The following is a 15,914-nucleotide window of genomic DNA, read 5'->3' as shown; positions in this document are numbered from 1 at the left end:
AAGGAAGGTTCAGCGCGAAGGCGAGCGGGAAGTTACTCCGCGAGGAAGAAGAAGTAGCCGAGGAACACCAGCATCAGCGCCCACATCGCCGGGTGTACGTCCTTGATCCGGCCCTTGGCCGCCATGACGATCGGATACAGCAGCATGCCCATGGCCAGGCCGTTGGCAATGGAGTAAGTCAGCGGCATCATCACGATGGTGACGAACGCGGGCACCGAGTACTCCAGGCGGTTCCAGTCGATCTGCCCGAGCGAGCGGGCCATCAGGATGCCGACCACGATGAGTGCAGCGGCGGTCACCTCGCCGGAGCCCGCGACCACCGCGAAGATCGGATAGCAGAACATCGCGAGCAGGAACCAGCCCGCCGTGGTGACGGCGGTCAGGCCGGTCCGGCCGCCCGCCGAGACGCCCGCGGTCGATTCCACGTAGGCGGTGGTGGTCGAGGTGCCGATGACGGCGCCCGCCATGGTGCCCACCGAGTCCGCCGCCAGCGCGCTCGACGCGCGCGGCAGCTTGCCGTCCTCGTCCAGCAGACCGGCTTGGTTCGCGACGCCGATCAGGGTTCCCGAGGCGTCGAAGAAGTCGACGAACAGCATGGTCAGCACCACCACAGCCATCTGGCCGGTGAAGGCGTCGGGCAGATGGATGATCGCCTGGCCGAAGGTGTGCTCGAGGCCCTTCGGCGCGGCGAACACCCCCTTGGGCAGGTCGACCAAACCGCTGACGATGCCCACGATCGTGGTCAGCACGATGCCGTAGAGCACCGCTCCGTGCCAGCCCCGCACGAGGAACACCACGGTCACCAGCAACCCGAACAGCGCGAGCAACGTGGTGCCCTCGGTGAAGTCGCCCAGCGCGACCAGGGTCGCCTCGCTGTTCACCACGATCCCGGCGTTCTTCAGGCCGAGGAAGGCCACGAACAGTCCGATGCCCGCGCCGACCGCGAGCTTCAACTGCATCGGGATCGCGTCGAGGATGCGTTCCCGGATCTTCGTCACGGCCAGGACGAAGAAGATGACGCCCGACAGCAACGTGCCCGAGAGCGCGACCTGCCATGGAATGCCCATGCCGAGCACCACGGTGTAGGCGAAGAACGCGTTGAGTCCCATACCCGGCGCGAGCGCGATCGGATACCGTGCCCACAGCCCCATGACCAACGTGCCGAACACCGCGGCGACGGCGGTGGCGGTGAACACCGCCTGCATCGGGATGCCCTTGTCACCCAGCGCGCCCTGGTCGCCGAGTATCGCGGGGTTCACCGCGAGGACGTACGACATGGCGAGGAACGTGATCGTTCCCGCCATGAGTTCCCGCCGGACGGTCGAGCCGGTCGACCGGACCCCGAAGTACCCGTCGATGCGTCCTCGGGTCCGGTTCAGAACGTCGGTGACCATGGGTGACTCCAGTCGGGAAAACAATGCTCGGGCTGCCAGGCACGGTAGCCGACGATTCACCGGCCGGGGCGACTCGCGGCGGCCCCACCGTGACCAGCGCCACCCGGCTAGGCGTTGGGGGCGGAGACCAGGCCCAGCTCGGCGTCGGAGGCCAGCAGGTCGTTGTGCGGCAGCACGCGCACCGTGTAGCCGACCGCTCCGGACAGCGGCACGGGGGTGTCGACGGTGAACAGCTCGGCCCCGCCGTCCGACCCGCTGTGCGTCATCGGGACCGCCGTGGTGTCGGAGAGGTCGTCGGACGCCGACACCCGGCCGAGCACCGCCTGCACCACCACGTCCGACACGCTCAATCCGCCGAGCTCGACTCGCGCGGTGAGCGACAGCCGCGCCCCGATGACCGGCGTATCCGGCAGACCCGCGCTGTCCACCTGGATCACCTTGACCGAGGGCCACGCCGACTCGACCCGGTGACGGTACTCGGCGATGGCGCGCGCCACCGCGAACTCGTCGGCCGTCGCCCGCTGATACGCCGCGGCGGCGGGAGCGTAGTACTCCACCGCGTAGTCGCGGACCATGCGGGAAGCCAGCACCTTCGGCCCCAAGGTCTGGAGGGTGTGGCGGACCATCTCGACCCAGCGCACCGGCATCCCGGACGCGTCGCGTTCGTAGAAGCGGGGCGCCACCGTGCGCTCGAACAGGTCGTAGAGCGCGGTGGCCTCCAGGTCGTCGCGGCGATGCTCGTCCCGGACGCCCTCTGCGGTCGGGATGGCCCACCCGTTCTCGCCGTCGTACATCTCGTCCCACCAGCCGTCCCGGATGGAGAGATTGAGCCCGCCGTTCAGCGCGGATTTCATGCCGGAGGTGCCGCACGCCTCCAACGGTCGCAGCGGGTTGTTCAGCCAGACATCGCAGCCCCAGTACAGGTAGCGGGCCATCGACATGTCGTAGTCGGGCAGGAAGACGATCCGGTGCCGCACCTCGGGATCGTCGGCGAAGCGGACCACCTGCTGGATGAGCGCCTTGCCTCCGTCGTCGGCGGGGTGGCTCTTGCCCGCGACGACCAACTGCATCGGCCGGCGCGGGTCCAGCAGCAGGGCGCGCAGCCGCTGCGGGTCGCGCAGCATGAGGGTGAGGCGCTTGTAGGTCGGCACCCGGCGCGCGAAACCGACGGTCAGCACATTCGGATCGAAAACGCCGTTCACCCAGCCGAGTTCGGCCTCCGCGGCGCCGCGCTGCAACCATGACGCGCGCACCCTGCGGCGCACCTCGTCGACGAGAATGCCGCGCAGGGTGTTGCGCGTCGACCACAGCTCGGTGAGGTCGATCTCACGCAGTCGTTCCCAGCCGCGCCCCTCCTCGACCAGTTCCGCGCCGATGTGCTCGCGCGCCTTGTCCACCCATTCCCGCGCGGCCCAGGTCGTGGCGTGCACACCGTTGGTGACCGAACCGATCGGCACCTCCGCCGGGTCGAAGCCCGGCCACAACGAGGCGAACATGGACCGGCTCACCTCGCCGTGCAGGCGCGAGACGCCGTTGGCGCGCTGCGCCAGGCGCAGCCCCATGTGCGCCATGTTGAATACAGCGGGATCGGCTTCTCGTCCGAGCGCCACGATCCGGTCCACGGGAAGTCCTGGCAGCAGGGCGGATTCGGATTCGCCGTGCGCACCGCCGAAGTAACGGCGCACCATCGGCATCGGGAAACGGTCGATGCCCGCCGGGACCGGTGTGTGTGTGGTGAACACCGTGCCCGCCCGCACAGCGGCGAGCGCGGAATCGAAATCCCGCCCCTCCGCGACGAATTCGCGGATGCGCTCGACACCGAGGAAGCCCGCGTGCCCTTCGTTCATGTGGAACACGTCGGGATCGGGCAGGCCGGCCGACGCCGTATACGCGCGCACCGCGCGCACGCCGCCGATGCCCGCCAGGATCTCCTGGCGGATGCGATGTTCCTGGTCGCCGCCGTAGAGCCGGTCGGTGACCGCGCGCAGCTCCGGGTCGTTCTCGGCGATATCCGAGTCCAGCAGCAACAGCGGAACCCGGCCGACCTGCGCGATCCACACCCGCGCGCGCAGCACCCTGCGGTCGGGCATCGCCACGTGGATGAGCACCGGCGACCCGTCCGAGGTGAGCGCCCGCAGCGGCAAGCCCTGCGGGTCCAGCGCCGGGTAGTGCTCGGCCTGCCAGCCGTCCGCCGTCAGGGACTGCCGGAAGTAGCCCGAGCGGTAGAGCAGGCCCACGCCGATCAGCGGCAGACCCAGGTCGGAGGCGGCCTTGAGGTGGTCGCCGGCCAGGATGCCCAGACCACCCGAATAGTTCGGCAACACCTCGGTGACGCCGAACTCCATCGAGAAGTAGGCGATGCCCCGCACGCCCTCCTCACCTGCCCGGCGCTGGAACCAGCCCGGCGCCGCGAGGTATTCCCGCAGATCCGCCGCCGCGGCGTCGACGCGGGCGACATAGGCGGGGTCGGCGGCCAGCTCGTCCAGCCGCGCCGCGGGTACCTCGCCGAGCATCCGGACCGGATCGTGGCCCACCTCCTGCCACCGCCGCGGATCGAGCGCGGCGAACAGGTCCTGTGTCGGCGGGTGCCACGACCAGCGCAGATTCGTGGCGAGCTCGCCCAGGGCCGCCAGGCGCTCGGGCAGATGGGCACGGACGGTGAAACGACGCAATGCCTTCATTGGGTAGAAACTACACGGAGCCCACCGCTCGCGCCGTGCGCGCCTACGAGCCGGAACAACCTTCCGACCTGCGTCTTTCGTGACGTGGCTCGGTGGCGCGCACCCTGCGCGCGCACTCGCGTAACGCCCTCTACCGTCACAGAACGAACACATCACGCGCACCGAGCCCCCTGGCCCGCTACCCGATCGAGACCCCCGTTTCCTTGTGAACTCCCGAACGCGGGGCAAACCCACAAGCTGTGCGGACCAACCGGCCGCACCAACCGAATCAGTACGGGAGTGATCGAGATGTGGATGAAAGCACACCCAAATCGCGCCCGCGATCGGCGCTGGTCGCGCGCCGGATCGGCGATGACGGGGTTCGTAGCTTGCACGGCGGCTCTCGTTCTCGTCGCACCCGCCGCCGGGGCCGCGGTCACAACGGCGACGGCAACGGCCCAAGGAATGAGTCTCGGGTTCGGAAACTACGGAACCAACTGCCAATACCGGGTGACGGCCACGGTGGACAACGTTCCTTCGTCCGACGCCGTCCAGTTCGTCGACAGCGCGGGCGGAAGCTTCACGCCGAATCCCGCACCGGTGGTCGGCAACCAGGCCACCACCACGTGGGTACCTGACGCGACCGGGCCGCACACCATCTCGGCTACACAGGGCGCCGCCGGTCCCGCTTGGACTTCACCGGTGATGAACGTGGACAACGGGATCAACCTCGGCGTCGGGTGCGTGGTTCTGCCGTAAGCGCCGCGCTCTTCGCGCATCCGGAGTGTCAGGTGAGCGCCCGGGCGGCCACTGCCATGGATTCCTGGTCGTGGCCTCCTGGGCACCTCTCGGCCCCCTCGCGGACCGGGAAATCCGTAGCCGGAGCCGCGTAGAGGTGACAGCATCGGCGGATGCCGCACTGGGTCGATGTTCTGCCGCAATTCCTGCTCGCCTGCCTGCTCCTCGCCGCGCTACCCGGGCCTGCGACCGCGCTGTTCCTGCAGCGCGCCGTGCGTGACGGCCGCACCGCGGGTTTGGCGGCGGTAGCCGGAAACGAGATCGGCGTGCTCGGCTGGACCTTGGCGGGTGGAGCGGGGCTGTCGGTCCTGCTCGTCGCGAACCGGGCCATGAACACGGCGGTGCACATCGTCGGGGCGCTGGTGCTGATCTGGCTCGGCGTGCAGGCCTGGCGGGGCGCACGGGGTGGCGACGAGTTCGGCAGTGCGATGACGAAGATGCTTCCGGCGGGCCGCTCGCCCGCCGCCGCCTTCCGCGCCTCGCTGCTCTCGATCGCGGCCAACCCCAAGGCGGCCGTCTTCGGGTTGACGATCCTTCCCCAGTTCCTTCCGTCCAGCGGGCCGGTGCTGCCGACCGTGGTGATCCTGGCGCTGATCCAGTTGGTGATCGACACCGCGTGGTGCGTCGGCGTGGTGCTGGCCGCCGACCACGCGGGTGCGTGGCTGCGCCGCAGCGGCATCCGGCAGCGGGTGGAACGGGCGCTCGGCGCGGTGCTGGTCGCGCTGGGCCTCGGCCTCGCCGCCGACGCACGCTGACCGATCAGCCCAGCTCAGCCGCCGCCGCGCCGAGCCGGGACGGCGGAGGAAAACTCCGCCGATCCGGTCCGGACGGCCGGCTACCGGTAGGTTGGTCCCGTGACCGGCCGCATCGCTATCGATGACACTGCACCGTCCATCCCCGGCGGCCGGCCCGCCAAAGCGGTGGTCGGCGAGGTTTTTCCCGTGCGCACCGTGGTGTGGCGGGAGGGGCACGAGGCCGTCGCCGCCACACTCGTCGTCCGCGCCCCGGGTGTGTCGCGACCGACCCGCATCCGCATGACGCCGGATTACGAGCCCGACGTCTTCAACGCGACGTTCACCCCGAACGCGCCGGGAGCGTGGACCTACCGGATCGAAGGCTGGAGCGACCCGATCGCGACCTGGCGCTCGGCGATCGAGGCGAAGCTGGCCGTCGGGCAGAGCGCCGCCGATCTGGCCAACGACCTGGAGCTGGGCGCCCGCCTGTTCGAGCGCGCGGCCCAAGCCGTACCGAAAAAACAGTTCGAGCGCCTGCGCGCGGTCGCGGCGGCGCTGCGCGGCGACGAGCAACTGCCCGCACGGGTGGCCCCGGCCTTCGCCGAGGAGGTCGCCGAGATCCTGCGGGCCGCGCCGTTGCGTGACCTGGTCACCCGCGGCCCGCAGCACACCGTCCAGGTCGAGCGGCAACGCGCCCTCTACGGCTCCTGGTACGAGTTCTTCCCCCGCTCGACCGGCGGTCGCGACGCGACCGGCAAGCCGGTGCACGGCACCTTCGCCACCGCGGCCGAGGAACTGCCGCGCATCGCCGCCATGGGCTTCGACGTGGTCTACCTGCCACCCATCCACCCGATCGGCGAGGTCAACCGCAAAGGCCGCAACAACGCGCTCACCGCGGAGCCGGGCGACGTCGGCTCCCCGTGGGCGATCGGCTCGAAGCACGGCGGGCACGATGCCGTGCACCCGGAGTTGGGCACCGAAGCCGATTTCGCCGAGTTCGTCGCGCAGGCGCGGCGACTCGGCCTGGAGGTGGCGCTCGACCTCGCCTTGCAATGCGCGCCCGATCATCCGTGGGTGTCGGCGCATCCCGAGTGGTTCACGACCCTGCCCGACGGCACCATCGCCTATGCGGAGAACCCGCCGAAGAAGTACCAGGACATCTACCCGGTCAACTTCGACAACGATCCCGACGGTCTCTACGCCGAAGTGCTGCGCGTGGTTCGGCACTGGATCGGGCTGGGCGTCTACATCTTCCGTGTCGACAACCCGCACACCAAGCCCGCCGACTTCTGGGAGTGGCTGATCGCGAACGTGCGGCGCACCGACCCGGACGTCATCTTCCTGTCCGAGGCGTTCACCCGCCCGGCGCGGCTCTACGGGCTCGCCCGGCGCGGATTCAGCCAGTCCTATACGTATTTCACCTGGCGAGTGGCCAAGTGGGAACTCACCGAGTTCGGCAACGAACTGGCCGCGAAGGCCGACGAGGCCCGCCCGAATCTGTTCGTCAACACCCCGGACATCCTGCACGAGAGTCTTCAGCACGGCGGACCGGGAATGTTCGCCATCCGCGCCGTCCTGGCCGCGACCCTCGCGCCGACCTGGGGCGTCTACTCCGGTTTCGAGCTGTTCGAGCACCAGGCGGTGCGACCGGACAGCGAGGAGTACCTCGATTCGGAGAAGTACGAGCTGCGCCCGCGTCCGTTCGCCGAGGCGCTCGCGCGCGGAGAGTCGCTGGAGCCGTGGCTGACCCGGCTCAACGAGATCCGCCGGGCGCACCCGGCGTTGCAACAGTTGCGCTGCCTGCATTTCCATCACGTGGACAACGACGCGTTGCTCGCCTACTCCAAGATCGACCCCGCCAGTGGTGACGCGGTGCTGGTCGTGGTGAATCTCAACCCGTTCGGCGCCGAGTGGGGCATGCTCTCGCTCGACCTGCCCGCGATCGGCCGCGAATGGCACGACCATCCTGTGGTGTACGACGAGGTCAGCGGCGAGGAATACCACTGGGCCCAAACCAATTACGTGCGATTGGACCCCGCACACGCCGTCGCGCACATCATCACCTTGCCCCCGGTGTCACAGCAGGCGCGCACCGAGCTGGCCTACCGCAGGACGCTGCGATGAAACGACGCGACCTCATGCTGCTCGCGGCAGGCACCCACCCCGACCCGCACACCGTGCTCGGCGCGCATCCCCATCCCGACGGCACGGCCGTCCGGGTCCTGCGCCCGCACGCGGAAACCGTGTCGGTGCGGGTCGGCGGCGTCGACCATGCGCTCGAGCCCCTGGGGCACGGCGTCTTCGCCGCGGCGCTGCCGTATCCGGAGATCATGGACTACCGCGTCGTGACGGCCTATCCCGGCGGCCAGACGATCATCGGTGCCGACGGTTACCGCTTCCTGCCCACGCTCGGCGAACTCGATCTGCACCTCATCGGCGAAGGCCGTCACGAGCGCCTGTGGGAGGTGCTCGGCGCCCACCCCCGCCGCTACGCCACCCTCGACGGTGACGTGACGGGCACGTCGTTCGCGGTGTGGGCGCCCAACGCGCGCGGCGTCACCGTGATAGGCGATTTCGACGGTTGGAGCGGCAATACCGCGCCGATGCGCGCGCTGGGGTCGTCCGGGATCTGGGAAGTCTTCGTGCCGGGTGTCGTGCCGGGTACCAAGTACAAATACCGCGTGCACGGCGCCGACGGGCGAACCGTCGATCACGCCGACCCGTTGGCTTTCGCCACCGAGAAACCCCCGGCGACGGCGTCGGTGGTCACCGAGAGCCATCACGTGTGGAATGACCGCGCATGGCTGGACACGCGCGCGGCCACCGACCCGACCCGCGCACCTATGAGCGTCTACGAGGTGCATCTCGGTTCGTGGCGGCCCGGCCTCGGGTACCGCGATATGGCCGAGCAGCTCGCCGAGTACGTGCAGGCGGCCGGATACACCCACATCGAACTGCTCCCCGTCGCCGAGCATCCGTTCGGCGGCTCGTGGGGGTACCAGGTCACCTCCTATTACGCGCCGACAGCTCGATTCGGTTCCCCGGACGATTTCCGCGCCTTCGTCGACCACATGCACGCGGCGGGCATCGGCGTCCTGCTGGACTGGGTGCCCGCGCACTTCCCGCGCGACGAGTGGGCGCTGGCCCGATTCGACGGCACCCCGCTCTACGAACACCCAGACCCCCGCCGCGGCGAGCAACTCGACTGGGGCACCTACGTGTTCGACTTCGGCAGGCACGAGGTGCGCAACTTCCTCGTCGCCAACGCCCGCTACTGGATCGAGGAATTCCATATCGACGGCCTGCGCGTCGACGCGGTCGCCTCCATGCTCTACCTGGACTATTCCCGCACCGAAGGTTCGTGGGAACCCAACGTGCACGGCGGCCGGGAAAACCTGGAGGCCGTCGACTTCCTGCAGGAGCTCAACGAGACCCTGCACCGGCACCACCCCGACGTCGTGACGATCGCCGAGGAGTCGACCACCTGGCCCGGCGTCACCCGCGGCACCGATGTCGGCGGTCTCGGCTTCACCATGAAGTGGAACATGGGCTGGATGCACGACACCCTGGGGTTCCTGGGCCGCGATCCCGTGCACCGCTCCTGGCACCACCACGAGATCACCTTCTCGCTGGTGTATGCCTGGAGCGAGAATTACGTGCTGCCGATCAGCCACGACGAGGTCGTGCACGGTAAAGGAACGCTCTGGACCAGGATGCCGGGCGACGATTTCGCCAGAGCCGCCGGCGTACGGGCGCTGCTGGCCTACATGTGGGCCCATCCCGGTAAGCAACTGCTGTTCATGGGCCAGGATTTCGGCCAGTACCGGGAGTGGTCGCACGATCGCGGCCTGGACTGGCACGAACGGGACAATCCGCTGCACCAGGGCATCAGCACGCTGGTGCGCGACCTGAACGCGGTCTACCGCGCCCATCCCGCCCTGTGGAGCCAGGACACCACCCCGGGCGGCCACGCCTGGATCGAGGCGAACGACCACACGAACAACGTGCTGGCGTTCCTACGCTACGGCTCCGACGGCTCCGTGGTGGCCTGCGTCTACAACTTCTCCGGGGCGACGCACGACGCGTACCGAGTCGGCCTGCCGCACGCCGGCCGCTGGCTCGAGATCCTCAACACCGACGCCGTGGACTACGGCGGCTCCGGCCTCGGCAATCTGGGCGAGCTGACGGCGACCGACGAGCCGTGGCACGATCGTCCCGCCTCGGCCACGGTGACCCTGGCCCCGCACGGCGCGGTCTGGCTGCGTCCCGCCTAGCGAACCTGGCCGCTCGAGGCGACCCGACCGCATGGCCCGGGGCGGGCGTCACGCCCCGGTTCGCGGCCGCGCCACGCGGTGCGATCAGTACAGCGCGGCGGCGAGCTTGCGGCGCGCGGCCACGACGAACGGCTCGGCTTGGTCGAACAACTCGAACAGTTCCAGCAAACGGGTGCGTGCTTTGGTGCGCTCGTCACCGGAGGTCCGCTTGACGACGTCGATCAGCCGGTCGAATGCCGCTTCGGGCCGCTGCTGGAACAGTTCGAGGTCGGCGGCATCGATCGCGGCGTCGACATTCGACGGGTCGGCGTCGGCGGTCGCGATGGCCGACTCCGGAAGGTCCTGGGCCCGAGCCAGGAAGCGGAGCTGCCGCAGCGCGCCCTTGGCCTCCTCATTCGTCGGCTCGGCGTCGATGATCGCTTGGTAGGCGGCCTCGGCTCCGGCCAGATCGCCCTGCTCCAGCGCCGCCTCCGCCGCCGCGAAACGCGGGTCCTCGGCAGGCTGCTGCGGCTGCCCGCCGCCCTCGAGCTTGCCCGCCACCGCGTCTACCACCGCGTTCAGCCACTGCCGCACCTGCGGCTCCGGCTGGGCGCCCTCGAAATCGGCCAGCGGCTGCCCGGCCGCGATCGCGATGACCGTCGGGATACCCTGCACCCGCAGCGCCTGCGCGATACGCATATTGGCCTCGGCTTCCACCGTGGCCAGGTCCCAGGCGCCGCCGTCGGCGGCCACCAGACGCTCCAGCGTCCGGACCAATTCGATACTGCCCGGGCTGCGCTGCGAGTACAGCACCACCACCACGGGCACCTGCATCGAACGACGCAGCACCTTGGTCTCGAACTCGGCCTCCGACACCGCATGATCGCCACCGGCCGCACCGCCGGCACTCCCGGCGGGCTGCTTCAGACTGGACAGATCGACCGCCCCGGACATGGCGGCGGCGACAGCGGGCGAAGGACGGCGTGCGGCTGGTCGATTCACGACTTCCAGTTTGTCACGACGTAGCGGATGCGGGCGCCCCGGACTCGGCCGAATCGGCGTTGCTCAGCTCACCCAGCTGCCCCGTGCGCACCGCCCAGATCTCGAACAGCACCGTGCAGAACGGCGGCAGGCTGGACAGCAGCGCGAGACCGGTGGTCTTGGCGTTCCAGCCCAGCTCGCGCGCCGCCACGATCGCGCTGATCACGAACAGCACGAACACGATGCCGTGCGTCATGCCGAACACCTTGACCGGCCACATCACCGGTTCGGGAATCCGCTTGAACACCATGCCGATGATCAGCAGAACCCACGAGATCGCCTCGAGCACCGCGATGAAACGAAACCGCTTGGCCACCGTGCTCAGGTCGAAGACATTGCCCATGCGCCCCATTGTGCCGGATGCACTACAACCTGTCGTAGTGAGCTGTGTCTAATTGCCGCGCCTGCGGCGCGGCGTGCTCGCGCCCCCGTGGTGGCTCGCCGCGAACGGAGCGATGCTCGGTCTCGCTTCGCTCGAACCGGGTGTTGCGCCGAAGTGGTCACGCGAGCTACAACGCCACAGACCGAGAGCACGCGAGACACCGTCGCGGCCGAACGCCGGTGGCACGGCGGCCACGCCGACGTCGTCGCGTGTTCGTCCGGGCAGGCGCAGGGGCGTCGGGAACGACCGATGGCCGCCCACTCGAGACGGCCATCGGTCGGTGTTCGGTGCGGGTGTCGCCCGCCTACGGTCAGACTCGGACGATCAGCGCGTCGCCCTGGCCGCCGCCACCGCAGAGCGCGGCAGCGCCCACGCCGCCGCCGCGGCGCTTCAGTTCCAGGGCCAGGTGCAGCAGGATGCGCGCACCGGACATGCCCAGCGGGTGGCCGATGGCGATGGCGCCGCCGTTGACATTCACCTTTTCCGGGTCGATGCCCAACTTGCGGGTGGACGCGACGCCGACCGCGGCGAACGCCTCGTTGATCTCCACCAGGTCCAAGTCGGCGGGCGAGATACCCTCGCGCGCGCAGGCTTTGGCGATCGCGTTGGCGGGCTGGTCCTGCAGTGTGGAGTCCGGACCGGCGACCACACCGGCGGCGCCGATCTCGGCGATCCAGCTCAGACCCAGCGCCTGCGCCTTCGCCTTGCTCATCACCACGACCGCGGCGGCGCCGTCGGAGATCTGCGAGGCGGTGCCCGCGGTGATCGTGCCGTCCTTGCGGAACGCGGGCCGCAGCTTGGCCAGCGACTCCGCCGTGGTGTCGGCGCGAATCCCCTCATCGGTGCTCACCAGCACCGGATCGCCCTTGCGCTGCGGCACCGCGACCGGGACCACTTCGTCGTCGAAAACGCCGTTCTTCCACGCCGCCGCCGCACGCTGGTGCGAAGCCGCCGCGAACGCGTCCTGGTCCTCCCGGCTGACCCGGTCGGTCTCGTTGCGCTGCTCGGTGAGCGCGCCCATCGGCTGATCGGTGAAGATGTCGTGCAGACCGTCGTAGGCCATGTGATCACGCAAGGTCACATCGCCGTACTTGAAGCCTTCCCTGCTCTTCTCGAGCAGGTGCGGCGCCTGGCTCATGGATTCCTGACCGCCCGCGACGACGATCTCGTACTCGCCCGCCCGGATCAGCTGGTCGGCGAGGGCGATCGCGTTGATGCCGGACAGGCAGACCTTGTTCAGCGTCAACGCGGGCACGTCCATCGGGATACCCGCGGCGACCGCCGCCTGACGGGCCGGGATCTGCCCCGCGCCCGCGGTGAGCACCTGGCCCATGATCACGTACTCGACCTGGTCGGGCGCGACACCGCCCTTCTCCAGCGCCGCCTTGATGGCGAACCCGCCCAGATCGGAGCCGCTGAAGTCCTTCAGACCTCCGAGCAGCCTGCCGACCGGGGTTCGCGCACCGGAAACGATCACGGAAGTGGTCACGACGAGCCTCGCATTCGTAGATCGGACCTGCCCGCGCCGACGCCGAGGGCAGCCAGAGGCAGCGCGAGAGCAGGTGTTCTACTCAACGGTAGCGGGTGCGGCCCGCGCACCCCGTGCCAGGTCGCGCTACTTTCGAATGGTGAGCAATGTTATCGAACAGTCACCTTTCATCCCCGCGGACTACGTGACCGCGGTCGACCATGTCGGCATCGCGGTGCCGGACCTGGACGCGGCGGTGGCCTGGTACGCCGAGAACCTGGGCATGGTCGAGACCCACCGCGAGGTCAACGAGGCACAAGGCGTGCACGAGGCGATGCTGTCGCTGCCCGGCGCACCGGATCGCGCCACAGCCCTGCAGTTGCTGGCCCCGCTCGACGCGGAGTCGACCATCGCGAAGTTCATCGACCGCAGCGGTCCCGGCTTGCAGCAACTGGCCTACCGGGTGACCGACATCGAGGCCGTCTCCGCGTACCTGCGCGCCAAGGGTCTGCGTTTGCTGTACGAGGCTCCACGGCATGGAACGGCGGATTCCCGCATCAATTTCATCCACCCGAAGGATGCTGGAGGTGTGCTGATCGAGTTGGTCGAACCGAGCGCTCATGTTACGCACTAGTATCGACGTCAAGTCGGGAAAACTCGTTGGAATGACATTCGCAGTCGAGTCACCATCGGCTGTCTTCAGGCTGTAGTTTGTGTGCCATGTCGTCACCCGAGTCCGATCGCAATCGCTTCGTTGCACTGCCCTTCACCGTTGTGCGCAAGGGTTATGCGCAAGACGAGGTGCGTAATTACTTCGACCGCTTCGACGCGGAACTGAGAGTCACCGCCACCGACCGCGATGCCGCTGCGGCACAAGCACGTAACCTCGCCAGTCAGCTGGAAGACGCGCGCGACGAGATCGACGAACTCCGTAAGGAGGTCGACCGACTCTCGGTGCCGCCGACCACCGCGGAAGGCATGTCCGACCGCATTTCCCGCATGCTCCGGCTCGCCTCCGACGAGGCGTCCGAGGTCCGTGCCCTGGCTCAGGCCGAGGCAGCGGAGATGGTGTCGATCGCCGAGCAGCAGGCCACCGAGATGCGTGGCAAGTACGAGTCGCTGCTCGCGGAGACCAAGGAGAAGCGCGAGGCGCTCGAGATCGAATTCGAGCAGACCCTCGCGAACGCACGCACCGAGTCCGCCAAGATCATCGAGGCCGCCCAGGCCGAGGCCGACCGCATCGCGAAGGAAGCCGACGCGAAGCGCAAGGCCACCCAGCAGGACTTCGAGGCCACCATGGCCGAGCGTCGCACCAAGCTCACCCGCGCCATGGAAGAGCTGGAAGCCACCAGCCGCGCCGAAGCCGCCCAGCGGATCAAGGACGCGACCGACGAGGCCAACCGCCTCATCACCTCCGCCACCCAGACCTCCGAGCGCAAGATCGCGCACGCGAAGGAACTGGCCGAGGAGATGCGCGTGCTGCGCGGCCGCGTGCTCGCCCAACTGCTCGGTATCCGCGGTCAGCTCGACTCGGTGCCCGCGATGCTCGCCGCGGTCAACCGGGAAAGCGAATTGCTCGACGGGGTTCCCGATCAGCGCAAGTCGATCGGCGGCAACACCAAGTCCGTCGCCGGTTCGCGCCAGAAGGCGATCCCCGAGGTCGCCACCGATGACGAGGACATCGACTCGGACGAGCGCGAGAGCGCCGACATCAGCAACTGACGTCGGGCCCCACGGCGACTGCGAGCAATACCTGAACCGATTCACCGAAGGCCGCCCCATCAGGGCGGCCTTCCTTAATTCTGGCCCTGAAGACGCCTACTGCGTAGAAGGTCCAACGTGGACGTCCGGCCCCTAGAGGCCTTGCAGGGGCATCCAACTACGCCCGATGACGCGACCGCGTAGGTCAGGACCACCGACGCGTGATTCTGCGGGTGTGGCGGCCGTTCCAGCATCCGCTGTGCCAGTGCCTGCGGTCGTCCTCTCCTCCGTAAGCGGGCCAGGCGACGATGTGGGGAATCCCGGGCGGGATCTCGTGGTCACAGCCGGGGCAGCGGTAGGTCTTGACCGCGCGGCTGCCCGGGATGGCGCGAACCACATACGTCTCGTCACCATGCGGTCCGGAATCGGTCCGTCCGAAGACGTCCGTGAGCGGGTAGCCACCCGCTCGTGAGCGATCAGCGGGCCGACCCGTACGCGGCTTACGGCGGGGCATTCGACAAGCCTATTACTCGCCCCTGCGCGGCACGCACGGCCGATGGTCAGAACAAGCGGAATTCGTTGCTCTCCGTGCCACGTAGGGCGTCGTAATCCAGTGTCAGGCAGCGGATGCCGCGATCCTCGGCGAGCGTACGAGCCTGCGGCTTGATCTGCTGGGCGGCGAACACCCCCGCGACCGGGGCCAGCAGCGGATCCCGGTTCAGCAACTCGAGGTAGCGCGTGAGCTGTTCGACGCCGTCGATCTCGCCGCGCCGCTTGATCTCCACCGCCACCGTCGCTCCCGTGGCGTCCCGGCACAGCAGGTCGACGGGCCCGATCGCGGTCATGTACTCGCGGCGGATGAGTGTGTAGCCCGCGCCGAGCGTGTGCACGTGCTCGGCGAGCAGCTCTTGCAGATGGGCCTCCACTCCGTCTTTCACCAGCCCCGGGTCGACGCCCAGCTCGTGAGAGGAGTCGTGCTCGATGTCCTCGATGGTGATGCGGAGTTCTTCGCCGGCCTTGTTGGTGACGACCCACAGCGCCTTCGCTCCGTCGGGGAGCTGCGAGTCGCCGTTGCGTTCCTCCAACCAGCACGGCGGGCTCATCCAGTTCAGCGGCTTGTACGAGCCGCCGTCGGAGTGCACGAGCACCGAGCCGTCCGCTTTCATCAGCAGTAGCCTGCGGGCCATCGGGAGATGGGCGGTGAGTCGCCCCACGTAGTCGACCTGACAGCGAGCAATCACTAGGCGCACCCAAGCACTGTAGGCGAGCGCCGCACGACGGATGCGATCAGCCCATCAATTGCGTTTCTTCCCTAGAAACGACGAAAGGCCCTCAACAGTGTTGAGGGCCTTTCGTGAAGGATGTTCCGGCGGTGTCCTACTCTCCCACACCCTGTCGAGTGCAGTACCATCGGCGCTGGCAGGCTTAGCTTCCGGGTTCGGAATGGGACCGGGCGTTTCCCTACCGCTATGGCCGCCGTAAC

The 15,914-nt window shown here is 68.7% G+C and carries 13 protein-coding genes and 1 rRNA gene; 6 read left to right on the top strand and 8 right to left on the bottom strand.

From position 1 onward, the window contains the following. Positions 1–32: 32 nt before the first annotated feature. Together M8859_RS25015 and glgP are read right to left on the bottom strand one after the other, a co-directional pair. Positions 33–1,394: an NCS2 family permease gene (locus M8859_RS25015; RefSeq protein WP_283780038.1), complete on the bottom strand. Its 1,362-nt coding sequence runs from the start codon at positions 1,392–1,394 to the stop codon at positions 33–35. 107 nt (positions 1,395–1,501) lie between these two features. Then, positions 1,502–4,075 (bottom strand): alpha-glucan family phosphorylase, encoded by a 2,574-nt coding sequence (glgP, locus tag M8859_RS25010; RefSeq protein ID WP_249644901.1) that lies wholly within the window; start codon positions 4,073–4,075, stop codon positions 1,502–1,504. A gap of 351 nt (positions 4,076–4,426) precedes the next feature. Here glgP and M8859_RS25005 point away from each other — a divergent pair, with 351 nt between their 5' ends. The 4 genes from M8859_RS25005 to glgB all read left to right on the top strand — a co-directional run bounded on the left by M8859_RS25005 (position 4,427) and on the right by glgB (position 9,860). Further along, positions 4,427–4,813: a hypothetical protein gene (locus M8859_RS25005; RefSeq protein ID WP_159924393.1), complete on the top strand. Its 387-nt coding sequence runs from the start codon at positions 4,427–4,429 to the stop codon at positions 4,811–4,813. Between the two features lie 152 nt (positions 4,814–4,965). Continuing rightward, entirely contained in the window at positions 4,966–5,607 is a 642-nt protein-coding gene (locus M8859_RS25000; protein WP_159924395.1) for a LysE family translocator, read from the top strand. Between the two features lie 99 nt (positions 5,608–5,706). Continuing rightward, positions 5,707–7,710: an alpha-1,4-glucan--maltose-1-phosphate maltosyltransferase gene (locus M8859_RS24995; protein ID WP_159924397.1), complete on the top strand. Its 2,004-nt coding sequence runs from the start codon at positions 5,707–5,709 to the stop codon at positions 7,708–7,710. Continuing rightward, the gene (glgB, locus tag M8859_RS24990; RefSeq protein ID WP_249644900.1) at positions 7,707–9,860 is read left to right on the top strand and encodes a 1,4-alpha-glucan branching protein GlgB; all 2,154 of its coding nucleotides are present in this window, start codon (positions 7,707–7,709) and stop codon (positions 9,858–9,860) included. Before M8859_RS24995 ends, glgB begins: the two co-directional genes overlap by 4 nt. Before the next feature lie 84 nt (positions 9,861–9,944). Here the strand turns inward: glgB and M8859_RS24985 are convergent, their stop codons facing one another. From M8859_RS24985 to M8859_RS24975, 3 genes are all read right to left on the bottom strand, one after another. Further along, complete coding sequence (locus tag M8859_RS24985; protein ID WP_159924451.1) at positions 9,945–10,793, bottom strand: tetratricopeptide repeat protein; 849 nt, start codon at positions 10,791–10,793, stop codon at positions 9,945–9,947. A 61-nt stretch (positions 10,794–10,854) separates the two neighbouring features. Continuing rightward, complete coding sequence (locus M8859_RS24980) at positions 10,855–11,223, bottom strand: DUF3817 domain-containing protein (RefSeq protein WP_321210005.1); 369 nt, start codon at positions 11,221–11,223, stop codon at positions 10,855–10,857. Positions 11,224–11,572: 349 nt separating this feature from the next. After that, positions 11,573–12,751, bottom strand: a complete 1,179-nt coding sequence (locus tag M8859_RS24975) for an acetyl-CoA C-acetyltransferase (RefSeq protein ID WP_159924403.1) — start codon at positions 12,749–12,751, stop codon at positions 11,573–11,575. A 139-nt stretch (positions 12,752–12,890) separates the two neighbouring features. On the opposite strand from M8859_RS24975, the gene mce reads away from it, so the two are divergent. Then, positions 12,891–13,364, top strand: a complete 474-nt coding sequence (mce, locus tag M8859_RS24970; RefSeq protein ID WP_249644899.1) for a methylmalonyl-CoA epimerase — start codon at positions 12,891–12,893, stop codon at positions 13,362–13,364. A gap of 86 nt (positions 13,365–13,450) precedes the next feature. After that, positions 13,451–14,452, top strand: coding sequence for a coiled-coil domain-containing protein (locus M8859_RS24965; protein ID WP_159924407.1), 1,002 nt, complete (start codon positions 13,451–13,453; stop codon positions 14,450–14,452). A 184-nt stretch (positions 14,453–14,636) separates the two neighbouring features. On the opposite strand, the gene M8859_RS24960 is transcribed toward M8859_RS24965, so the two are convergent. The 3 genes from M8859_RS24960 to rrf form a co-directional block, all read right to left on the bottom strand. Then, a complete protein-coding gene (locus M8859_RS24960; protein WP_159924409.1) occupies positions 14,637–14,945 on the bottom strand; it encodes an Rv1322 family protein in 309 nt (102 codons plus the stop codon). A gap of 46 nt (positions 14,946–14,991) precedes the next feature. Continuing rightward, a complete protein-coding gene (nucS, locus tag M8859_RS24955) occupies positions 14,992–15,681 on the bottom strand; it encodes an endonuclease NucS (protein WP_195072411.1) in 690 nt (229 codons plus the stop codon). Between the two features lie 114 nt (positions 15,682–15,795). After that, a 5S ribosomal RNA gene (gene rrf / locus M8859_RS24950) occupies positions 15,796–15,912 on the bottom strand. Positions 15,913–15,914: the final 2 nt, after the last annotated feature.

The sequence above is a fragment of the Nocardia sputi genome (assembly GCF_023501985.1).
Note: the sequence above shows the minus strand (reverse complement) of the source record. Positions and strands in the feature narration are given on the sequence as shown.